This is a genomic window from Streptomyces omiyaensis, assembly GCF_014650895.1.
In the GTDB taxonomy this organism is placed as follows: domain Bacteria; phylum Actinomycetota; class Actinomycetes; order Streptomycetales; family Streptomycetaceae; genus Streptomyces; species Streptomyces omiyaensis.
On the sequence record NZ_BMVV01000008.1, the window covers coordinates 333411 to 354470 of the forward strand.

A 21060-nucleotide genomic window follows, 5' to 3' on the forward strand; every position below is an offset into this window, starting at 1 on the left:
GAGCATCGTTGAGCAGGTTGCGTTGGCTGACCGCTGGGGAGTCCCACGGACCCGCGCTGGTCGCGACGCTGGAGGGTCTTCCCGCCGGCGTCCCGGTCACCACCGAGCTGGTGGCGGACCACCTCGCGCGGCGGCGCCTCGGCTATGGGCGCGGCGCCCGGATGAAGTTCGAGCAGGACGAGATCACCTTCCTCGGTGGCGTCCGGCACGGCCTCTCCCTCGGGTCGCCGATCGCCGTGATGGTCGGCAACACCGAGTGGCCCAAGTGGGAGAAGGTCATGTCGGCCGACCCGGTCGACCCGTCCGAGCTCAAGGAGACCGGCCGCAACGCGCCGCTCACCCGGCCCCGGCCCGGTCACGCCGATCTGGCCGGCATGCAGAAGTACGGCTTCGACGAGGCCCGGCCGATCCTGGAGCGCGCCAGCGCCCGGGAGACCGCCGCCCGCGTCGCCCTCGGCGCCGTCGCCCGCTCCTTCCTCAAGGAGGCCGCCGGCATCGAGATCGTCTCGCACGTGATCGAGCTGGCCGCCGCCAAGGCCCCGTACGGCGTCTACCCGACCCCCGCCGACGTCGAGAAGCTCGACGCCGACCCGGTCCGCTGCCTCGACGCCGACGCGTCGAAGGCGATGGTCGCCGAGATCGACCAGGCCCACAAGGACGGCGACACCCTCGGCGGCGTCGTCGAGGTCCTCGCCTACGGCGTGCCCGTCGGCCTCGGCTCCCACGTGCACTGGGACCGCCGTCTCGACGCGCGGCTCGCCGCCGCGCTCATGGGCATCCAGGCCATCAAGGGCGTCGAGGTCGGCGACGGCTTCGACCTCGCCCGCGTGCCCGGCTCGCAGGCCCACGACGAGATCGTGAGGACCGAGGACGGCATCAAGCGCACCTCCGGCCGCTCCGGCGGCACCGAGGGCGGTCTCACCACCGGCGAGCTGCTGCGCGTCCGCGCCGCCATGAAGCCGATCGCGACCGTCCCGCGGGCGCTCGCCACCGTCGACGTCGCCACCGGCGAGGCCGCCGCCGCCCACCACCAGCGCTCCGACGTCTGCGCCGTCCCGGCCGCCGGCATCGTCGCCGAGGCCATGGTCGCCCTCGTCCTCGCCGACGCCGTCCTGGAGAAGTTCGGCGGGGACTCGGTCCCCGAGACCCGCCGCAACGTCCAGGGCTACCTCGACAACCTGCGCATCCGGTGACCGGCGGCCCCCTGGTCGTCCTCGTCGGCCCGATGGGCTCCGGCAAGTCCACGGTGGGCGCGCTCCTGGCCGAACGGCTCGGCGCGCCCTACCGGGACACCGACGCCGACATCGTCGCCGCCGAGGGCCGCGAGATCTCCGACATCTTCGTCGAGGACGGCGAGGAGCGCTTCCGCGCCCTGGAGAAGGCCGCCGTCGCGCGGGCGCTCGCCGACCACGAGGGCGTCCTCGCCCTCGGCGGCGGCGCGGTCCTCGACGCCGACACCCGCGCCCTGCTGGCCGGCCGGCCCGTCGCGTACCTCTCGATGGACGTCGAGGAGGCGGTGCGCCGGGTCGGGCTCGGCGCGGCCCGCCCGCTGCTCGCGGTCAACCCGCGGCGCCAGTGGCGCGAGCTGATGGACGCCCGCCGCCACCTGTACGAAGAAGTCGCCCGTGCCGTGGTCGCCACCGACGCGCGCACCCCCGAAGAGGTCGCCGAGGCGGTCCTCGACGCACTGGAGTTGAAGGACGCATGACCACGGACCAGGAAGTGACCCGCATCCACGTCGGCGGCAGCGCGGGCACCGATCCGTACGAGGTGCTGGTCGGCCGGCAGCTGCTCGGCGAACTGCCCGCCCTCATCGGCGACAAGGCCAGGCGGGTCGCCGTCATCCACCCCGAGGCGCTCGCCGGGACCGGCGAGGCGCTCCGCGAGGACCTGGCCGAGCAGGGGTACGAGGCCGTCGCCATCCAGGTGCCGAACGCCGAGGAGGCGAAGACCGCCGAGGTCGCCGCCTACTGCTGGAAGGCGCTCGGCCAGACCGGCTTCACCCGCACCGACGTCATCGTCGGCGTCGGCGGCGGCGCCACCACCGACCTGGCCGGCTTCGTCGCCGCGACCTGGCTGCGCGGCGTCCGGTGGATCGCCGTGCCGACCACCGTCCTCGGCATGGTCGACGCGGCCGTCGGCGGCAAGACCGGCATCAACACCGCCGAGGGCAAGAACCTCGTCGGCGCCTTCCACCCGCCGGCCGGCGTCCTGTGCGACCTCGCCGCGCTGGAGTCGCTGCCGGTGCACGACTTCGTCAGCGGGCTCGCCGAGATCATCAAGACCGGCTTCATCGCCGACCCGGTCATCCTCGACCTCATCGAGGAGGACCCGCAGGCGGCCCGCACGCCCGCCGGCCCGCACACCGCCGAGCTGATCGTCCGCTCCATCCAGGTCAAGGCCGACGTGGTCTCCGGCGACCTCAAGGAGTCCGGCCGCCGCGAGATCCTCAACTACGGGCACACCCTCGCGCACGCCATCGAGAAGAACGAGCGGTACAAGTGGCGCCACGGCGCCGCCGTCTCCGTCGGCATGGTCTTCGCCGCCGAGCTGGGCCGGCTCGCCGGCCGCCTCGACGACGCCACCGCCGACCGGCACCGCGCCGTCCTGGAATCCGTCGGCCTGCCGCTCACCTACCGCGGCGACCAGTGGCCCAAGCTCCTGGAGACGATGAAGCTGGACAAGAAGTCCCGCGGCGACCTGCTGCGCTTCATCGTCCTCGACGGGCTCGCCAAGCCGTCCGTCCTGGAGGGCCCGGACCCGTCCGTCCTCATCGCCGCCTACGGGGAGCTCTCGGCATGAGCGCGCCGCGCCGCGTCCTGGTGCTGAACGGACCGAACCTCGGCCGGCTGGGCTCGCGCGAGCCCGACATCTACGGCGCCACCTCCTACAAGGGGCTCGTCGAGTCCTGCCGGGAGCTCGGCGGCGAGCTCGGCTTCGACGTCGAGGTCCGCGAGACCAACGACGAGGGCGAGATGATCCGCTGGCTGCACGAGGCGGCCGACGGACGGGTGCCGGTCGTGCTCAACCCGGGCGCCTTCACGCACTACTCGTACGGGATGCGCGACGCGGCCGCGCAGCGCACCGCCCCGCTGATCGAGGTGCACATCTCGAACCCGTACACCCGCGAGGAGTTCCGGCACACCTCGGTGGTGGCCGCCGTGGCGACCGGCACCGTGGCGGGCTTCGGCATCGGCTCGTACCGGCTCGCCCTGCGCGCCCTCGCCGAGGAGCTCGACACCCCTTCCTGAGCGGTACGCGGGACCCCGGGGCGGTCGCCGTGAGGCGGCCGCCCCTCGCGCGCGGTCCGGTCCGCCGCGGCCGGGCACTTTCGGCGGGGTCCCACCCGTTCCCCGAGCGGGCGGAGGGGGCGGTAACGTTTTGGCATCACCGGGCGACCGGGGCGGGGCCGGCGGCACCGGACCGGCCGCCCCGACGACGCACCAGGCCGACGAGACGGAGTGGCACCGGATGCAGCACGCAGTGGGGGGACCGCTGCCACCGCCCGAGCAGCCGGGCCGGGCGCCCGGCCCGGCCCCGGCCGGCGGACACGGCCCCGTACCCCCGCCCCCGCAGACCGCGCCCTACCCGGGGCCGCCGTCCGGCGCGCCCGGCGGCCGGCTCGGGGTGCACCCCGCCGTGCAGCCCGGACCGCCCCCGCCGTCCGCGCAGGGGCCCGGCGGTCCCGGCTGGGGCGCGGCCCCCGGAGCCGTACCGCCGCCCGCCCCCGGGGCCGTGTCCCCGCACGTCACCGGGGCCGTGCCGCTGGCGCCCCCGATGCCGCTCTTCGAGCACCGGCCCGGCACCGGGACCGCCACCCTCGCGGTGCTGCTCATCGGGCCGGCCGGCGCGGGCAAGACCACGGTCGCCCGGCACTGGGCGCGCCGGCGGCCGGTCCCCACCGCCCACATCAGCCTCGACGACGTGCGGGAGTGGGTCTGCTCCGGCTTCGCCGACCCGCAGTCGGGGTGGAACGAGCACTCCGAGGCCCAGTACCGGCTGGCCCGCCGCACCTGCGGCTTCGCCGCCCGCAACTTCCTCGCCAACGGCATCTCCTGCATCCTCGACGACGCCGTCTTCCCCGACCGGCCCGTCGTCGGCCTCGGCGGCTGGAAGCGGCACGTCGGCCCCGGCCTGCTGCCGGTGGTCCTGCTGCCCGGTCTGGAGGTCGTCCTGGAGCGCAACGCCCAGCGCTCCGGCAACCGGCGCCTCTCCGACGAGGAGGTCGCCGCCATCCACGGCCGGATGGCCGGCTGGTACGGCTCCGGGCTGCCGATCATCGACAACTCCGCGCTCGACGTGGAGGCCACCGCCCGGCTCCTCGACGAGGCCCTGGCCCGGGCGATAGCCGCGCCGCCCGCCGGCTGACCGGCGAGCCCTCCCCGGTCGGACGCCGCCGACAGGCCGGGGAGGGGACCGGCTCGTAGGCTCGGAGACATGTCACAGGTGTATGCGGACCGCCGGGTCAGGCTGCGCGACCGGGTCGCGGCAGCGGGCAGCGCGGCGGCCCTGGTGTCCCGTCCCGCCAACGTCCGCTATCTCGCGGGCGGCGCCCCGCCCGGCGCCGTGCTGCTGGTCGGCCCCGAGCCCGGCGCCGACCTGCTGGTCCGGCCCGCCGCGGTCGAGGGCGAGCCGCTCGACGGGCGGCTGGACGAACTGCTCCGGCAGCAGCAGCTCCCGCTCGGCGGCGGCGATCCGGCCGTCGCCGCCGCCGAGCTCGCCCGCCGGTCCGGAGCCGACGGGCTCGCCGTGGAGGAGCACGACCTGACGGTGGCCCGCCACCGCAGCCTCGGGGCCGCCGCCCCCGGGCTCCGCCTCGGCGACCTCTCCTGCGCCGTCGAGCAGCTCCGGGTGGTGAAGGACGAGGACGAGATCGCCTGTCTGCGGATCGCCGCCGAGATCGCCGACCAGGCCCTCGGGGAGCTCCTGGAGTCGATCCTGGTCGGCCGCACCGAGCGCCACCTCGCCCTCGAACTGGAGCGGCGGCTCGTCGACCACGGCGCCGACGGGGCCGCCTTCGCGACCTCGGTGGCCACCGGACCCCACTCCGGCAGGCGCGGCCACCGCCCCACCGACCGCCGGGTCGAGGAGGGCGACTTCCTGTCGGTCTGCCTCGGCGCGGACTACCGCGGCTACCGCTGCGAGATCGGGCGGACCTTCGTCATCGGCACCGCTCCGGCCGACTGGCAGATCGAGCTGTACGACCTCGTCTTCGCCGCCCAGCGGGCCGGGCGGGAGTCCCTGGTGCCCGGTGCCGAGTACCGCGACGTGGACCGCGCGGCCCGCCAGATCCTCGACGCCGGGGGCCACGCGGGGACCGCCGTACCCCTCACCGGACACGGGGTGGGGCTCGAAATCGACGAGGACCCGCAGCTCTCCCCCTCGGCCATGGGTAAACTGGACGCTTGTGTGCCGGTCACCGTCGAACCGGGGGTCCACCTCCCGGGCCGGGGCGGGGTCCGGATCGATGACACGCTCGTCGTGCGCCAGGAGGCGGACGGCGGACCCGAGCTACTCACCATCACGACCAAGGAGCTGCTCGCGCTGTAGCGCGTGGCCGGCCCGTTGGTCCACGTCAGTCCAGGAGATTCCGCAACCGTGGCTTCCACGAACGACCTCAAGAACGGCATGGTGCTCAAGCTCGACGGGGGCCAGCTCTGGTCCGTCGTCGAGTTCCAGCACGTCAAGCCCGGCAAGGGCCCGGCCTTCGTGCGCACCAAGCTCAAGAACGTGCTGTCCGGCAAGGTCGTCGACAAGACCTTCAACGCCGGCGTGAAGGTGGAGACCGCGAACGTCGACAAGCGCGACATGCAGTTCTCCTACATGGACGGCGACTACTTCGTCTTCATGGACCTGGACACCTACGACCAGCTCCACATCGACCGCAAGGTCGTCGGCGACGCCGCCAACTTCCTCATCGAGGGCTTCACCGCGCTCGTCGCGCAGAACGAGGGCTCCGTGCTCTACGTCGAGCTGCCGGCCGCGGTCGAGCTGGTCATCGCCGAGACCGAGCCGGGCGTCCAGGGCGACCGCTCCACCGGTGGCACCAAGCCCGCCAAGCTGGAGACCGGCCACGAGATCCAGGTCCCGCTCTTCATCACCACCGGTGAGAAGGTCAAGGTCGACACCCGCACCAGCGACTACCTCGGCCGGGTGAACAGCTAACCGTGGCCGCCCGGAGCAAGGCCCGCAGGCGGGCCTTCCAGATCCTGTTCGAGGCCGACCAGCGCGGCACTTCGGTGCAGGAGGTCCTCGCGGACCAGATCCGGCTCCACCGTGCCGACGAGCGCCAGCCCGCGGTCGGTGACTTCACCATGCAGCTGGTCGAGGGGTACGCCCAGTACGTGGCCCGGATCGACGAGCTCATCGCCACCTACGCGGTGGACTGGGACCTCGACCGGATGCCGGCCGCCGACCGCAGCATCGTGCGCCTCGGCGCGTACGAGCTGATCTGGGAGGACGGCACCCCGGACGCGGTGGCGATCGACGAGGCGGTGCAGCTCGCCAAGGAGTTCTCCACGGACGACTCCCCGTCCTTCGTCAACGGCCTCCTCGGGCGCTTCAAGGACCTGAAGCCCCGACTGCGCCGGGACGCGGACGCCTAGTCCCGCACGGCTCGTCGAAGGGGCCCGCAGCACCTCGGTGCCGCGGGCCCCTTCGCGTACCCCCGGACTTTTCTGCGGGCGTTCGCCCGTACGGGTGAGATGGGGCGCTCCGTGAACGGGAAAGCAGACGGGAGGCGGACGGGAAAGCGCGGGGGCGGCGGACGGGGAGCGGACGGGAAAAGCGCCGGGCCCGTGGCGTCGGATGACGTCCACGGGCCCGGCGGCACGTTTCTGCAGAAGTGTCCGCGAGGAGTCAGTTCTCCTCGTGGGCGACCGCGCGGCGCGCGTCCGCGTCGAGCACGCCCCAGCTGATCAGCTGCTCGGTGAGGACCGAGGGGGACTGGTCGTAGATCACGGCCAGGGTGCGCAGGTCGTCCTGGCGGATCGACAGCACCTTGCCGTTGTAGTCGCCGCGCTGGGACTGGATCGTCGCCGCGTAGCGCTGGAGCGGGCCGGCCTTCTCCTGCGGGACGTGGGCGAGGCGCTCCAGGTCCAGGACCAGCTTCGGCGGGGGCTCGGCGGCGCCGCCGGGGGTCGTGCCGGGCAGCAGCTCCTGCACGGGCACCCCGTAGAAGTCCGCCAGCTCGGCCAGGCGCTGCACGGTCACGGCGCGGTCGCCGCGCTCGTACGAGCCGACCACGACGGCCTTCCAGCGGCCCTGGGACTTCTCCTCCACCCCGTGGAGGGACAGGCCCTGCTGGGTGCGGATGGCGCGGAGTTTGGCCCCGAGCTGCTTTGCGTATTCGCTGGACATAACGCTCCCGGACGCTGTGACGACATGCGGCTGCGCCGCGCGGCTGGTAACTCACTGTGAGGTTACGCAGCGTTACTCTTTCCCGTCAAGCCGAAAGAGGCTCGCCACCCCCTCCCGGGGGACGTCCCGCCGCAGGTCGCGGCGGGGGAGCGGGGTCCGCGGAAAGCCCGTGCGAGTCGCCCTGCTAAAGTGGACGCCGTACATCCGACGTCCTTTAAGGTCCGTCCCGTGAGGCGGAGAAGGAGGTCCTTTTCCCATGGACACGCAAGAGCACACCGATGCGGCGCGGCCCGTTCTCGAGGCCCCCGACATCGCCCGGGTCCTGACCCGGATCGCCCACGAGATCGTCGAACGCGCCAAGGGCGCCGACGATGTGGTCCTCCTCGGCATCCCCACCCGCGGCGTCTTCCTCGCCCGCCGGCTCGCCGAGAAGCTCGCCTCGATCACCGGCACCGAGGTGCCGGTCGGTTCCCTCGACATCACCATGTACCGCGACGACCTGCGGATGAAGCCGGCGCGTGCCATCGGCCGCACCGAGATCCCCGCGGACGGCGTCGACGGCCGCCTCGTCGTCCTCGTCGACGACGTCCTCTTCTCGGGCCGCACCATCCGCGCCGCCCTCGACGCCCTCGGCGACATCGGCCGCCCCCGCGCGGTCCAGCTCGCCGTCCTCGTCGACCGCGGCCACCGCGAGCTCCCGATCCGCGCCGACTACGTCGGCAAGAACCTCCCCACGTCGCTGCGGGAGACCGTCAAGGTCCAGCTCGCCGAGGAGGACGGTCGCGACACCGTGCTGCTCGGCGGCAAGCCCGCCCTCTAGCCGGACCCGGCCACCCCGCGGGGTCACGGCACCTCCGTGTGCCCCCGCACGCCCTCACGCCTCCCCACCCCGGAGAGAAACCCCGATGATGCGTCACCTCATCTCGGCCGCCGACCTCACCCGCGACGACGCCGTCCTCATCCTCGACACCGCCGAGGAGATGGCCCGGGTGGCCGACCGGCCGATCAAGAAGCTGCCGACCCTCCGCGGCCGGACCATCTGCAACCTCTTCTTCGAGGACTCCACCCGGACCCGGATCTCCTTCGAGGCCGCCGAGAAGCGCCTCTCCGCCGACGTCATCAACTTCGCGGCCAAGGGCTCCAGCGTCTCCAAGGGCGAGTCCCTGAAGGACACCGCGCAGACCCTGGAGGCGATGGGCGTCGACGCCGTCGTCATCCGGCACGGCGCGTCCGGCGCCCCCTTCCGCCTGGCCACCTCCGGCTGGATCGACGCCCCCGTCATCAACGCGGGCGACGGCACCCACCAGCACCCCACCCAGGCCCTCCTGGACGCCTTCACCATGCGCCGCCGCCTCGTCGGCCGCGACGCCGGGCTCGGCAGGGGCCTGGACGGCAAGCGGATCACGCTCGTCGGCGACGTCCTGCACAGCCGGGTCGCCCGCTCCAACGTCGACCTGCTGCACACCCTCGGAGCCGAGGTCACCCTGGTGGCCCCGCCGACCCTCGTCCCCGTCGGCGTCGAGACCTGGCCCTGCGAGGTCTCGTACGACCTCGACGGCGTGCTGCCGAAGTCCGACGCGGTCATGATGCTGCGTGTGCAGCGCGAGCGGATGAACGCCGCCTTCTTCCCGACCGAGCGCGAGTACTCGCGCCGCTACGGGCTGGACGGCGAGCGGATGGCGAGGATGCCCGAGCACGCCATCGTCATGCACCCCGGCCCCATGGTCCGCGGCATGGAGATCACCGCCGAGGTCGCCGACTCCGACCGCTGCACGGTCGTCGAGCAGGTCGCCAACGGCGTCTCCGTCCGGATGGCCGTCCTCTACCTGCTGCTCGGCGGCTCCGAGCCCGCCGCCGCCCCCGCCACCACCCGTACCGAGGAGAGCAAGTAAAGATGAGCAAGATCCTTATCCGTGGTGCGAAGGTGCTGGGCGGCGAGCCGCAGGACGTCCTCATCGAGGGCGAGACCATCGCCGAGGTCGGGACCGGCCTGTCCGCCGAGGGCGCGACCGTGATCGAGGCCGACGGCCGGATCCTCCTCCCCGGTCTCGTCGACCTCCACACCCACCTGCGCGAGCCCGGCCGCGAGGACTCCGAGACCGTCCTCACCGGCACCCGGGCCGCCGCCGCGGGCGGCTACACCGCCGTCTTCGCCATGGCCAACACCCACCCCGTCGCCGACACCGCCGGCGTCGTCGAGCAGGTCTACCGGCTCGGCAAGGAGGCCGGCTACTGCGACGTGCAGCCCATCGGCGCCGTGACCGTCGGCCTGGAGGGCAAGAAGCTCGCCGAGCTCGGCGCCATGCACGACTCCGCCGCCGGCGTCACCGTCTTCTCCGACGACGGCAAGTGCGTCGACGACGCCGTGATCATGCGCCGCGCGCTGGAGTACGTGAAGGCCTTCGGCGGCGTCGTCGCCCAGCACGCCCAGGAGCCCCGCCTCACCGAGGGCGCCCAGATGAACGAGGGCATCGTCTCCGCCGAGCTCGGCCTGGGCGGCTGGCCGGCCGTCGCCGAGGAGTCGATCATCGCCCGCGACGTCCTCCTCGCCGAGCACGTCGGCTCCCGCGTCCACATCTGCCACCTCTCCACCGCCGGCTCCGTCGAGATCGTCCGCTGGGCCAAGTCCCGCGGCATCGACGTCACCGCCGAGGTCACCCCGCACCACCTCCTCCTCACCGACGAGCTGGTCCGGAGCTACAACCCGGTCTACAAGGTCAACCCGCCGCTGCGCACCGAGCGCGACGTGCTGGCGCTGCGCGAGGCCCTGGCCGACGGCACGATCGACATCGTCGCCACCGACCACGCCCCGCACCCGCACGAGGACAAGGACTGCGAGTGGGCCGCCGCCGCCATGGGCATGGTCGGCCTGGAGACCGCGCTCTCCGTCGTCCAGCAGACGATGGTGGAGACCGGCCTCCTCGACTGGGCCGGCGTCGCCGACCGGATGTCCGCCGCCCCGGCCCGCATCGGCCGCGCCACCGGCCATGGACGACCCGTCTCGGCTGGTGAGCCCGCGAACCTGGTCCTGGTCGATCCGGCTTACCGTGGGACGGTGGACCCCGCGGACTTCGCCTCCCGCAGCCGCAACACCCCCTACGAGGGACGTGAGCTGCCGGGTCGCGTCACCCACACCTTCCTGCGGGGCCGGGCAACGGTCATGGACGGGAAGTTGGCGTGACACACCACATCGCAAGCGCGGCCCTCGCCGCGGAGCAGAAGTCGGCAGAGGTGACCGACTGGGCCGGCCGCATCGGCTGGGTCGTCGGACTCCTGCTCTTCGTCGCCTTCGTCTACTGGCTCATGCGCCAGGGATGGAAGTGGCGCGGCAGCCTCCAGTCGGACCTCCCCGAGCTCCCCGAGGTGCCGCGGGCGCCCGGTGAGGCCAAGCTGACGATGGACGGCCGCTACCACGGCTCCACCACCGCCGGACAGTGGCTCGACCGGATCGTCGCCCACGGTCTCGGCACCCGCAGCCGTGCCGGGCTCACGCTCACCGACGCCGGGATCTCGGTCGTCCGCCCCGGGGCGAACGACTTCCTGATCCCCGCCGCCGCCCTGCGCGAGGCCCGCCTCGACAAGGGCATCGCCGGGAAGGTCCTCGCCGAGGGCGGGCTCCTGATCGTCACCTGGGAGCACGGCGGCACCCTCCTCGACTCCGGCTTCCGGTCCGACCGGGCGGCCGTCCACACGGCCTGGGTCGAGGCCATCAACTCCATGATCAACACGACGGAAGGCATCGCACGATGACGACCTCCACAAGGGGAGCCCAGGCTCCCGCCGTACTCGTCCTGGAGGACGGCCGCACCTTCCGCGGCCGCGCCTACGGGGCCGTGGGGGAGACCTTCGGCGAGGCCGTGTTCTCCACCGGCATGACCGGCTACCAGGAGACCCTCACCGACCCGTCGTACGACCGCCAGATCGTGGTCGCCACCGCCCCCCAGATCGGCAACACGGGGTGGAACGACGAGGACGACGAGTCCAGCCGCATCTGGGTCTCCGGCTACGTGGTCCGCGACCCCGCCCGCATCCCGTCGAACTGGCGCGCCAAGCGCAGCCTCGACGACGAGCTGGTCGCCCAGGGCGTCGTCGGCATCTCCGGCATCGACACCCGCGCCCTCACCCGCCACCTGCGCGAGCGCGGCTCCATGCGCGCCGGCGTCTTCTCCGGCGAGGCCCTGGCCCCCGAGGCCGAGCTGGTCGCCCGCGTCCAGGCGCAGCCCCAGATGAAGGGCGCCAGCCTCTACGAGGAGGTCGCCACCAAGGAGCCGTACGTCGTCCCCGCGATCGGCGAGAAGAAGTTCACCGTCGCCGCGGTCGACCTCGGCATCAAGGGCATGACCCCGCACCGGATGGCCGAGCGCGGCATCGAGGTCCACGTGCTGCCCGCCACCGCGACCGTCGAGGACGTGTACGCGGTCGCCCCCGACGGCGTCTTCTTCTCCAACGGCCCGGGCGACCCGGCCACCGCCGACGGCCCGGTCGCGCTCATGACCGCCGTCCTGGAGCGGAAGACCCCGCTCTTCGGCATCTGCTTCGGCAACCAGATCCTCGGCCGCGCGCTCGGCTTCGGCACCTACAAGCTGAAGTACGGCCACCGGGGCATCAACCAGCCCGTCCAGGACCGCACGACCGGCAAGGTCGAGGTCACCGCGCACAACCACGGCTTCGCCGTGGACGCGCCCCTGGACAAGGTCTCCGAGACCCCCTTCGGCCGTGCCGAGGTCTCCCACGTCTGCCTCAACGACGACGTCGTGGAGGGCCTCCGGCTGCTCGACCAGCCGGCCTTCTCCGTCCAGTACCACCCCGAGGCGGCCGCGGGCCCGCACGACGCCGCGTACCTCTTCGACCGCTTCGTGACCCTCATGGAGGCCGAGCGTGCCTAAGCGCACCGATATCCAGTCCGTCCTGGTCATCGGCTCCGGCCCGATCGTCATCGGCCAGGCCGCCGAGTTCGACTACTCCGGCACCCAGGCCTGCCGCATCCTCAAGGCCGAGGGCCTGCGGGTGATCCTGGTCAACTCCAACCCGGCCACGATCATGACCGACCCGGAGATCGCCGACGCCACCTACGTCGAGCCGATCACCCCCGAGTTCGTCGAGAAGATCATCGCCAAGGAGCGCCCCGACGCCCTCCTGCCCACCCTCGGCGGCCAGACCGCGCTCAACACCGCGATCTCCATGCACGAGCAGGGCGTCCTGGAGAAGTACAACGTCGAGCTCATCGGCGCCAACGTCGAGGCCATCCACAAGGGCGAGGACCGCGACCTCTTCAAGGGCGTCGTCGAGGCCGTCAAGGCCAAGATCGGTTACGGCGAGTCCGCCCGCTCGGTCATCTGCCACTCGATGGAGGACGTCCTCCAAGGCGTCGAGACGCTCGGCGGCTACCCCGTCGTCGTCCGCCCCTCCTTCACCATGGGCGGCGCCGGCTCCGGCTTCGCCCACGACGAGGAGGAGCTGCGCCGCATCGCCGGCCAGGGCCTCACGCTCTCCCCGACCACCGAGGTGCTCCTGGAGGAGTCCATCCTCGGCTGGAAGGAGTACGAGCTGGAGCTCATGCGCGACAAGCACGACAACGTCGTGGTCGTCTGCTCCATCGAGAACTTCGACCCGATGGGCGTCCACACCGGCGACTCCATCACCGTCGCCCCGGCGATGACGCTGACCGACCGCGAGTACCAGCGGCTCCGCGACATCGGCATCGCGATCATCCGCGAGGTCGGCGTCGACACCGGCGGCTGCAACATCCAGTTCGCGGTCAACCCGGACGACGGCCGGATCATCGTCATCGAGATGAACCCCCGCGTCTCCCGCTCCTCGGCCCTCGCCTCCAAGGCCACCGGCTTCCCGATCGCCAAGATCGCCGCCCGGCTCGCCGTCGGCTACACGCTGGACGAGATCCCGAACGACATCACGGAGAAGACCCCGGCGTCCTTCGAGCCCACGCTCGACTACGTCGTCGTCAAGGCCCCGCGCTTCGCCTTCGAGAAGTTCCCCTCCGCCGACTCCACGCTGACCACGACCATGAAGTCGGTCGGCGAGGCCATGGCCATCGGCCGGAACTTCCCCGAGGCCCTCCAGAAGGCCCTGCGCTCCCTGGAGAAGAAGGGCTCGCAGTTCGCCTTCACCGGTGAGCCCGGCGACAAGGCCGAGCTCCTGCGCGAGGCGGTCCGCCCGACCGACGGCCGCATCAACACCGTCATGCAGGCGATCCGCGCCGGCGCCACCCCGGAGGAGGTCTTCGACGCCACGAAGATCGACCCGTGGTTCGTCGACCAGCTCTTCCTGATCAAGGAGATCGCCGACGAGCTCGCCGGCGCCGAGAAGCTGGAGCCCGAGCTCCTCGCCGAGGCCAAGCGCCACGGCTTCTCCGACGCCCAGATCGCCGAGCTCCGCGGCCTGCGCGAGGACGTCGTCCGCGAGGTCCGGCACGCCCTCGGCGTCCGCCCGGTCTACAAGACGGTCGACACCTGCGCCGCCGAGTTCGCCGCCAAGACGCCGTACTTCTACTCCTCCTACGACGAGGAGACCGAGGTCGCGCCGCGCGAGAAGCCCGCCGTGATCATCCTCGGCTCCGGCCCGAACCGCATCGGCCAGGGCATCGAGTTCGACTACTCCTGCGTCCACGCCTCCTTCGCCCTGAGCGACGCCGGCTACGAGACCGTGATGGTCAACTGCAACCCGGAGACCGTCTCCACCGACTACGACACCTCCGACCGGCTCTACTTCGAGCCGCTCACCCTGGAGGACGTCCTGGAGATCGTCCACGCCGAGTCCCTCGCGGGCCCGATCGCCGGCGTGGTCGTCCAGCTCGGCGGCCAGACCCCGCTCGGCCTCTCCCAGGCCCTCAAGGACAACGGCGTGCCGGTCGTCGGCACCTCCCCGGAGGCCATCCACGCCGCCGAGGACCGCGGCGCCTTCGGCCGCGTCCTGGAGGAGGCCGGCCTGCCGGCCCCCAAGCACGGCACCGCCACCACCTTCGCCGGCGCCAAGAAGATCGCCGACGAGATCGGCTACCCGGTCCTGGTCCGCCCCTCGTACGTGCTCGGCGGCCGCGGCATGGAGATCGTCTACGACGAGGCGCGCCTGGAGGCGTACATCGCCGAGTCCACCGAGATCAGCCCCACCCGGCCGGTCCTGGTCGACCGCTTCCTCGACGACGCGATCGAGATCGACGTCGACGCCCTCTACGACGGCGAGGAGCTCTACCTCGGCGGCGTCATGGAGCACATCGAGGAGGCCGGCATCCACTCCGGCGACTCGGCCTGCGCCCTGCCGCCGATCACCCTGGGCGGCTTCGACATCAAGCGCCTGCGCGCCTCCACCGAGGCCATCGCCAAGGGCGTCGGCGTCCGCGGCCTGATCAACATCCAGTTCGCCATGGCCGGCGACATCCTCTACGTCCTGGAGGCCAACCCGCGCGCCTCCCGGACCGTGCCCTTCACCTCCAAGGCCACCGCCGTGCCGCTCGCCAAGGCCGCCGCCCGCATCTCGCTGGGCGCGACCATCGCCGAGCTGCGCGCCGAGGGCCTGCTGCCGAAGGCCGGCGACGGCGGCACCCTGCCGCTCGACGCGCCGATCTCCGTCAAGGAGGCCGTGATGCCGTGGTCGCGCTTCCGCGACGTGCACGGCCGCGGCGTCGACACCGTCCTCGGCCCGGAGATGCGCTCCACCGGCGAGGTCATGGGCATCGACGCGGTCTTCGGCACCGCCTACGCCAAGTCGCAGGCCGGCGCCTACGGCCCGCTGCCCACCAAGGGCCGCGCCTTCATCTCGGTCGCCAACCGCGACAAGCGCTCGATGATCTTCCCGGCCCGCGAACTGGTCGCCCACGGCTTCGAGCTCCTCGCCACCTCCGGCACCGCCGAGGTCCTCAAGCGCAACGGCATCAACGCCACCATCGTGCGCAAGCTCAGCGAGGGCGAGGGCCCGGACGGCGAGAAGACGATCGTCCAGCTCATCCACGACGGCCAGGTCGACCTGATCGTCAACACCCCGTACGGCACCGGCGGCCGCCTCGACGGCTACGAGATCCGTACGGCGGCGGTGGCCCGCGGCGTCCCGTGCCTCACGACGGTCCAGGCGCTCGCCGCGGCCGTCCAGGGCATCGACGCCCTCAACCACGGCGACGTCGGCGTCCGTTCCCTCCAGGAACACGCCGAACACCTGACCGCGGCCCGCGACTAGCAGCCACCGAGGGGGACACCGGAAACGGTGTCCCCCTCTTCGTGAGGACACCACCATGTACAAGCTCTTCTTCCAGCTCGTCTTCAAGCGCATGGACCCCGAGAAGGCCCACTACCTGGCCTTCCGCTGGATCCGGCTCGCCGTCCGCGTCCCCGTGCTGCGCACCTTCGTCGCCGCCGTGCTCGCCCCCCGCCACGAGGAGCTGCGCACCGAGGCCCTGGGCCTCCGCATGCACGGCCCCTTCGGCCTCGCCGCCGGCTTCGACAAGAACGCCGTCGCCATCGACGGCATGGCCATGCTCGGCTTCGACCACGTCGAGATCGGCACGGTCACCGGGGAGGCCCAGCCCGGCAACCCCAGGAAGCGGCTCTTCCGCCTGGTCCCGGACCGGGCCCTGATCAACCGCATGGGCTTCAACAACGAGGGCTCCGCCGCCGTCGCCGCCCGCCTCCGCGCGCGCGTACCGGTCTTCCGCACCGTCGTCGGCGTCAACATCGGCAAGACCAAGGCCGTCGAGGAGGCCGACGCGGCCGCCGACTACGTGAAGTCGACCGAGCGCCTCGCCGCCCACGCCGACTACCTCGTCGTCAACGTCTCCTCCCCGAACACGCCCGGCCTGCGCAACCTCCAGGCCACCGAGTCGCTCCGCCCGCTGCTCACCGCCGTCCGCGAGGCCGCCGACCGCACGGTCACCGACCGCCGCGTCCCGCTCCTGGTGAAGATCGCCCCCGACCTCGCCGACGAGGACGTGGACGCCGTCGCCGACCTCGCCGTCGAGCTCGGCCTGGACGGCATCATCGCCACCAACACCACCATCGCCCGCGCCGGCCTCGGCCTCTCCTCCGATCCGGCCCTCGTCCAGGAGACCGGCGGCCTCTCCGGCGCCCCGCTCAAGGAGCGCTCCCTGGAGGTCCTGCGCCGCCTCTACGCGCGCGTGGGCGACCGGATCGTCCTCGTGGGCGTCGGCGGCATCGAGGACGCCGAGGACGCCTGGCAGCGCATCCTGGCCGGCGCCACCCTGATCCAGGGGTACAGCGCCTTCATCTACGAGGGCCCGTTCTACGCCCGCGCGGTCCACAAGGGGCTCGCCGCGCGCCTCGCGGCCTCCCCGTACGCCACCCTCGCCGAGGCCGTCGGCGCCGACCACCGAAAGGCCACCACGCGATGACCCCCTCCTTCGGCACCCGCCTGCGCTCCGCCATGGACGAGCGCGGCCCGCTCTGCGTCGGCATCGACCCGCACGCCTCCCTGCTCGGCTCCTGGGGCCTCGCCGACGACATCGCGGGCCTGGAGCGCTTCACGTACACCGTGGTCGAGGCGCTGGCCGGCACCGTCGCCGTCTTCAAGCCGCAGGCCGCCTTCTTCGAGCGCTTCGGCTCGCGCGGCATCGCCGTCCTGGAGCGCGCCACCGCCGACCTGCGGGCGGCCGGCGGTCTGGTCGTCATGGACGCCAAGCGCGGCGACATCGGCTCCACCATGGCCGCCTACGCGGAGGCCTTCCTGCGCAAGGACTCCCCGCTCTTCTCCGACGCGCTCACGGTCTCCCCGTACCTGGGCTACGGCTCGCTGAAGCCGGCCGTCGACCTGGCCCGCGAGTCCGGCGCCGGGCTCTTCGTCCTCGCGCTGACCTCCAACCCGGAGGGCGCCGAGGTCCAGCGCGCCGTGCGCGAGGACGGCCGGACGATCGGCGCGACCATGCTCGCCCACCTCGCGGAGGAGAACGCGGGGGAGACGCCCATGGGCTCCTTCGGCGCGGTCGTCGGCGCCACCCTCGGCGACCTCTCCTCCTTCGACCTCGACATCAACGGCCCGCTGCTCGCCCCGGGCATCGGCGCCCAGGGCGCGACCCCGGAGGACCTCCCGGTCGTCTTCGGGGACGCGGTCCGCAACGTCGTCCCGAACGTCAGCCGGGCCGTCCTGGGTGCCGGACCGGACGTGTCCGCCCTGCGGGACGCGGCGACGCGCTACGCGGACGGGATCCGGGCGGCCGTCGCCGGCTGAGCGGGTTCCGGTGCCGTCCCGCCGTCCCGCCGGGGCCGCCCCGCCATCCCCGCAGGTGGGAGCGGACGGCGGCCCCCGGACGGCCCACGGTCGCGCCACTTGACGAAATCTTGGAAGAAAACCAGGGTGTTATGCCGGAAAAGTCCCACTCGCCGGAGGCTGACCAGGACTTTTCCGCTGTTCTCGCTGACTGGAGCGGCCATGGCCGCTAGTCTCCGGGGCAGAGCGGACGTCCGACGGTCACGTCGTCGGACGCTGCTCCACTGGTGTGGGTCGACCAGGTCCCTCACCGGTCCGTATCCGACAGATCGACATCCGAGGTGACGTAGGCGTGGCTCTTCCGCCCCTTACCCCTGAACAGCGCGCAGCCGCGCTCGAAAAGGCCGCCGCGGCTCGCCGGGAGCGGGCCGAGGTCAAGAATCGACTCAAGCACTCCGGCGCCTCCCTCCACGAGGTCATCAAGCAGGGCCAGGAGAACGACGTCATCGGCAAGATGAAGGTCTCCGCCCTCCTTGAGTCCCTTCCCGGCGTCGGCAAGGTCCGCGCCAAGCAGATCATGGAGCGGCTCGGCATCTCCGAGAGCCGCCGGGTCCGTGGTCTCGGCTCCAACCAGATCGCCTCCCTGGAGCGCGAGTTCGGCGGCTCCGGCGCCTGACCCGTCGCTCCGGCCGGTGCCCGGCCCCGTGCCCGATCCGGGACACGCGTCCCGGGCACCCCGGCGATACTGGAATAATCGCTGCATGGCAGCAGAGGTACGTCCGCGGCTGACCGTGCTCTCCGGCCCCTCAGGGGTCGGCAAGAGCACGGTCGTCGCTCATATGCGCAAGGTCCACCCCGAGGTCTGGCTCTCGGTGTCGGCCACGACACGAAAGCCCCGCCCCGGCGAGAAGCACGGCGTCCAGTACTTCTTCGTCTCGGACGACGAGTTCGACAAGCTGATCGCCAACGGCGAGCTCCTCGAGTGGGCCGAGTTCGCGGGCAACCGCTACGGCACGCCCCGCAGCGCGGTCGCCGACCGCCTGGAGGCGGGCGAGCCCGTCCTCCTGGAGATCGAGCTCCAGGGCGCGCGCCAGGTGAAGGAGTCCATGGCCGACTCCCGGCTGGTCTTCCTCGCCCCCCCGAGCTGGGAGGAGCTGGTCCGCCGGCTCACCGGCCGCGGCACCGAGTCGCCCGAGGTCATCGAGCGGCGTCTGGCGGCAGCCAAGGTCGAGCTCGCCGCCGAGTCCGAGTTCGACACCACGCTCGTCAACACCTCCGTCGAGGACGTCGCACGTGAGCTGCTAACGTTGATGCACGTAGTCTGATCTTTTATCCATCTTCGGAAGGTAGAGCGTGTCCTCTTCCATCACCGCGCCCGAGGGCATCATCAACCCGCCGATCGACGAGCTGCTCGAGGCCACTGACTCGAAGTACAGCCTCGTGATCTACGCGGCCAAGCGCGCGCGTCAGATCAACGCGTACTACTCGCAGCTCGGTGAGGGCCTGCTGGAGTACGTCGGTCCCCTCGTCGACACCCACGTCCACGAGAAGCCGCTCTCGATCGCCCTGCGCGAGATCAACGCGGGTCTGCTGACCTCCGAGGCCGTCGAGGGCCCCGTTCAGTAAGCGTTGCGTTCGTCATCACAGGCCCGGCGGTCCTTCCGCCGGGCCTGTGGTGTCTCATGGAGTCGTCCGTCATCCGAGAGCGCGTACCGCGTGGGGAGAGGCAGTCGTGACCAAGCCGAAGGTCGTTCTGGGCGTGAGCGGCGGCATCGCCGCCTACAAGGCGTGCGAGCTGCTGCGCCGGCTCACCGAGTCGGGCCACGACGTCCGCGTCGTCCCCACCGACTCCGCCCTCCACTTCGTCGGTGCCGCCACCTGGTCCGCGCTCTCCGGCAACCCCGTCTCCACCGAGGTCTGGGACGCCGTCCACGAGGTGCCGCACGTCCGCATCGGACAGGGCGCCGCCCTCGTCGTGGTCGCCCCCGCCACCGCCGACATGCTTGCCAAGGCCGCCCACGGCCTCGCCGACGACCTCCTCACCAACACGCTGCTCACCGCGCGCTGTCCGGTCGTCTTCGCCCCCGCGATGCACACCGAGATGTGGGAGCATCCGGCCACCCAGGAGAACGTGGCCACCCTGCGCCGCCGCGGCGCCGTCGTCATCGAGCCCGCCGTCGGCCGTCTCACCGGCGTCGACACCGGCAAGGGGCGGCTCCCCGACCCCGGCGAGATCTTCGAGGTCTGCCGGCGGATCCTCGCCCGCGGCGTCACCGCGCCCGACCTCGCCGGACGGCACGTCGTGGTGAGCGCCGGCGGCACCCGTGAGCCCCTCGACCCGGTCCGCTACCTGGGCAACCGCTCCTCCGGCAAGCAGGGGTACGCCCTCGCCAGGGCCGCCGCCGCGCGCGGCGCCCGGGTCACCCTGGTCGAGGCCAACACCGGCATGTCCGATCCGGCCGGCGTCGACGTCGTCCGCGTCGGCACCGCCCTCCAGCTCCGCGAGGCCGTCCTCAAGGCGGCCGCCGACGCCGACGCGGTCGTCATGGCCGCCGCCGTCGCCGACTTCCGGCCCGCCTCCTACGCCACCGGCAAGATCAAGAAGACGGACGACGGGGGAGCGCCGACCGTCGAGCTGGTCCGCAACCCCGACGTCCTCGCCGAGCTCTCCGCCCAGCGCGCCCTGCCCGGCCAGGTCGTCGTCGGCTTCGCCGCCGAGACCGACGACGTGCTGGCCAACGGCCGCGCCAAGCTCGCCCGCAAGGGCTGCGACCTCCTCGTGGTCAACGAGGTCGGCGAGCGCAAGACCTTCGGCTCCGAGGAGAACGAGGCCGTGGTCCTCGCCGCCGACGGCACCGAGACCCCCGTCCCGCACGGCCCGAAGGAAGCCCTCGCCGAGACCGTCTGGGACCTGGTCCTGCCCCGCCTGCGGGAGCGTTCCGCCTGACCCGGGGCGGCGTCGGGAGGGTGCGCGAAACGCCGGGGCGCGAGTGATCTGCGCCCCACCGCGCGCCCCTTTCGTGCCCTTCTCCCGGCCCGCGGGGAGCCGATTCGACCCGTCCGGAACCATTCGTCAGGCGAGACACCTGGTCCAAGGTCCGACCCGGCCCGATAGACTGTCCGTGGAACGTCGCGGGGCGCAGCCCCCTGCCGGTCCGCGAAGAGATAGCCAGCAGCCGCTGCAACCCCAGGGAGCGTTGTGTCCCGTCGTCTGTTCACCTCGGAGTCCGTCACCGAGGGACACCCCGACAAGATCGCTGACCAGATCAGCGACACCATCCTCGACGCGCTGCTCCGGGAGGACCCCACCTCCCGCGTCGCCGTCGAGACGCTGATCACCACCGGCCTCGTGCACGTCGCCGGCGAAGTGACCACCAAGGCGTGGGCGGACATCCCCACCCTCGTCCGCAACAAGATCCTCGAGATCGGGTACGACTCCTCGAAGAAGGGCTTCGACGGCGCCTCCTGCGGCGTGTCGGTGTCCATCGGGTCGCAGTCCCCGGACATCGCGCAGGGCGTGGACACCGCGTACGA

At 72.4% G+C, this 21060-nt stretch carries 22 protein-coding genes; 21 read left to right on the top strand and 1 reads right to left on the bottom strand.

What is annotated here, in order from left to right; translation table 11 throughout:
• Positions 1-8 precede the first annotated feature (8 nt).
• The 8 genes from aroC (at position 9) to nusB (ending at position 6605) form a co-directional block, all read left to right on the top strand.
• Positions 9-1193 carry a chorismate synthase gene (aroC, locus tag IE287_RS16615; RefSeq protein WP_189849819.1) on the top strand — a complete coding sequence of 395 codons (1185 nt, stop codon included), beginning with the start codon at positions 9-11 and terminating at the stop codon, positions 1191-1193.
• The gene (locus IE287_RS16620) at positions 1190-1708 is read left to right on the top strand and encodes a shikimate kinase (protein ID WP_189849820.1); all 519 of its coding nucleotides are present in this window, start codon (positions 1190-1192) and stop codon (positions 1706-1708) included. Before aroC ends, IE287_RS16620 begins: the two co-directional genes overlap by 4 nt.
• A complete protein-coding gene (gene aroB / locus IE287_RS16625) occupies positions 1705-2802 on the top strand; it encodes a 3-dehydroquinate synthase (protein WP_189849821.1) in 1098 nt (365 codons plus the stop codon). The genes IE287_RS16620 and aroB overlap by 4 nt, the downstream gene beginning before the upstream one ends.
• Positions 2799-3251: a type II 3-dehydroquinate dehydratase gene (gene aroQ, locus IE287_RS16630; RefSeq protein WP_189849822.1), complete on the top strand. Its 453-nt coding sequence runs from the start codon at positions 2799-2801 to the stop codon at positions 3249-3251. Before aroB ends, aroQ begins: the two co-directional genes overlap by 4 nt.
• A 220-nt stretch (positions 3252-3471) precedes the next feature.
• A complete protein-coding gene (locus IE287_RS16635) occupies positions 3472-4368 on the top strand; it encodes an AAA family ATPase (protein ID WP_189849823.1) in 897 nt (298 codons plus the stop codon).
• A gap of 69 nt (positions 4369-4437) precedes the next feature.
• A complete protein-coding gene (locus tag IE287_RS16640; RefSeq protein ID WP_189849824.1) occupies positions 4438-5550 on the top strand; it encodes a M24 family metallopeptidase in 1113 nt (370 codons plus the stop codon).
• Positions 5551-5598: 48 nt separating this feature from the next.
• The gene (gene efp / locus IE287_RS16645) at positions 5599-6165 is read left to right on the top strand and encodes an elongation factor P (protein WP_189849825.1); all 567 of its coding nucleotides are present in this window, start codon (positions 5599-5601) and stop codon (positions 6163-6165) included.
• A 2-nt stretch (positions 6166-6167) separates the two neighbouring features.
• On the top strand, positions 6168-6605 hold the full coding sequence (nusB, locus tag IE287_RS16650) for a transcription antitermination factor NusB (protein WP_189849826.1): 438 nt from the start codon (positions 6168-6170) through the stop codon (positions 6603-6605).
• Positions 6606-6858: 253 nt separating this feature from the next.
• Here nusB and bldD read toward each other — a convergent pair whose 3' ends face one another.
• Positions 6859-7359 carry a transcriptional regulator BldD gene (gene bldD, locus IE287_RS16655; protein WP_015032294.1) on the bottom strand — a complete coding sequence of 167 codons (501 nt, stop codon included), beginning with the start codon at positions 7357-7359 and terminating at the stop codon, positions 6859-6861.
• 256 nt (positions 7360-7615) lie between these two features.
• On the opposite strand from bldD, the gene pyrR reads away from it, so the two are divergent.
• The 13 genes from pyrR to IE287_RS16720 all read left to right on the top strand — a co-directional run.
• Positions 7616-8179: a bifunctional pyr operon transcriptional regulator/uracil phosphoribosyltransferase PyrR gene (gene pyrR / locus IE287_RS16660; protein ID WP_189849827.1), complete on the top strand. Its 564-nt coding sequence runs from the start codon at positions 7616-7618 to the stop codon at positions 8177-8179.
• Positions 8180-8264: 85 nt separating this feature from the next.
• Positions 8265-9251, top strand: coding sequence for an aspartate carbamoyltransferase catalytic subunit (locus IE287_RS16665; protein ID WP_189849828.1), 987 nt, complete (start codon positions 8265-8267; stop codon positions 9249-9251).
• Positions 9252-9253: 2 nt separating this feature from the next.
• Positions 9254-10540: a dihydroorotase gene (locus IE287_RS16670; protein WP_189849829.1), complete on the top strand. Its 1287-nt coding sequence runs from the start codon at positions 9254-9256 to the stop codon at positions 10538-10540.
• Positions 10537-11109, top strand: a complete 573-nt coding sequence (locus IE287_RS16675) for a PH-like domain-containing protein (protein WP_189849830.1) — start codon at positions 10537-10539, stop codon at positions 11107-11109. The genes IE287_RS16670 and IE287_RS16675 overlap by 4 nt, the downstream gene beginning before the upstream one ends.
• Positions 11106-12245 carry a glutamine-hydrolyzing carbamoyl-phosphate synthase small subunit gene (gene carA / locus IE287_RS16680; protein WP_189849831.1) on the top strand — a complete coding sequence of 380 codons (1140 nt, stop codon included), beginning with the start codon at positions 11106-11108 and terminating at the stop codon, positions 12243-12245. Before IE287_RS16675 ends, carA begins: the two co-directional genes overlap by 4 nt.
• Positions 12238-15546 carry a carbamoyl-phosphate synthase large subunit gene (carB, locus tag IE287_RS16685; RefSeq protein ID WP_189849832.1) on the top strand — a complete coding sequence of 1103 codons (3309 nt, stop codon included), beginning with the start codon at positions 12238-12240 and terminating at the stop codon, positions 15544-15546. The genes carA and carB overlap by 8 nt, the downstream gene beginning before the upstream one ends.
• 55 nt (positions 15547-15601) lie before the next feature.
• Complete coding sequence (locus IE287_RS16690) at positions 15602-16714, top strand: quinone-dependent dihydroorotate dehydrogenase (protein WP_189849833.1); 1113 nt, start codon at positions 15602-15604, stop codon at positions 16712-16714.
• Positions 16711-17547, top strand: a complete 837-nt coding sequence (pyrF, locus tag IE287_RS16695; protein ID WP_189849834.1) for an orotidine-5'-phosphate decarboxylase — start codon at positions 16711-16713, stop codon at positions 17545-17547. The genes IE287_RS16690 and pyrF overlap by 4 nt, the downstream gene beginning before the upstream one ends.
• Positions 17548-17878: 331 nt before the next feature.
• Positions 17879-18202 carry an integration host factor gene (locus IE287_RS16700; RefSeq protein ID WP_016638838.1) on the top strand — a complete coding sequence of 108 codons (324 nt, stop codon included), beginning with the start codon at positions 17879-17881 and terminating at the stop codon, positions 18200-18202.
• An 85-nt stretch (positions 18203-18287) separates the two neighbouring features.
• Complete coding sequence (gmk, locus tag IE287_RS16705; RefSeq protein WP_189849835.1) at positions 18288-18851, top strand: guanylate kinase; 564 nt, start codon at positions 18288-18290, stop codon at positions 18849-18851.
• 28 nt (positions 18852-18879) lie between these two features.
• Complete coding sequence (gene rpoZ, locus IE287_RS16710; protein WP_030493615.1) at positions 18880-19152, top strand: DNA-directed RNA polymerase subunit omega; 273 nt, start codon at positions 18880-18882, stop codon at positions 19150-19152.
• Between the two features lie 106 nt (positions 19153-19258).
• On the top strand, positions 19259-20473 hold the full coding sequence (gene coaBC / locus IE287_RS16715) for a bifunctional phosphopantothenoylcysteine decarboxylase/phosphopantothenate--cysteine ligase CoaBC (protein WP_189849836.1): 1215 nt from the start codon (positions 19259-19261) through the stop codon (positions 20471-20473).
• A 252-nt stretch (positions 20474-20725) separates the two neighbouring features.
• Positions 20726-21060 (top strand): S-adenosylmethionine synthetase N-terminal domain-containing protein (locus tag IE287_RS16720; protein WP_308436869.1); only part of this gene is annotated, 335 nt, incomplete at its 3' end.

Bases quoted from the DNA above. Each gene is read 5' to 3' on its own strand.
- aroB (WP_189849821.1), top strand. From the start codon at position 1,705: ATGACCACGGACCAGGAAGTGACCCGCATCCACGTCGGCGGCAGCGCG.
- aroQ (WP_189849822.1), top strand. From the start codon at position 2,799: ATGAGCGCGCCGCGCCGCGTCCTGGTGCTGAACGGACCGAACCTCGGC.
- IE287_RS16635 (WP_189849823.1), top strand. From the start codon at position 3,472: ATGCAGCACGCAGTGGGGGGACCGCTGCCACCGCCCGAGCAGCCGGGC.
- IE287_RS16640 (WP_189849824.1), top strand. From the start codon at position 4,438: ATGTCACAGGTGTATGCGGACCGCCGGGTCAGGCTGCGCGACCGGGTC.
- bldD (WP_015032294.1), bottom strand. From the start codon at position 7,359: ATGTCCAGCGAATACGCAAAGCAGCTCGGGGCCAAACTCCGCGCCATC.
- pyrR (WP_189849827.1), top strand. From the start codon at position 7,616: ATGGACACGCAAGAGCACACCGATGCGGCGCGGCCCGTTCTCGAGGCC.
- IE287_RS16665 (WP_189849828.1), top strand. From the start codon at position 8,265: ATGATGCGTCACCTCATCTCGGCCGCCGACCTCACCCGCGACGACGCC.
- IE287_RS16670 (WP_189849829.1), top strand. From the start codon at position 9,254: ATGAGCAAGATCCTTATCCGTGGTGCGAAGGTGCTGGGCGGCGAGCCG.
- carA (WP_189849831.1), top strand. From the start codon at position 11,106: ATGACGACCTCCACAAGGGGAGCCCAGGCTCCCGCCGTACTCGTCCTG.
- IE287_RS16690 (WP_189849833.1), top strand. From the start codon at position 15,602: ATGTACAAGCTCTTCTTCCAGCTCGTCTTCAAGCGCATGGACCCCGAG.
- pyrF (WP_189849834.1), top strand. From the start codon at position 16,711: ATGACCCCCTCCTTCGGCACCCGCCTGCGCTCCGCCATGGACGAGCGC.
- gmk (WP_189849835.1), top strand. From the start codon at position 18,288: ATGGCAGCAGAGGTACGTCCGCGGCTGACCGTGCTCTCCGGCCCCTCA.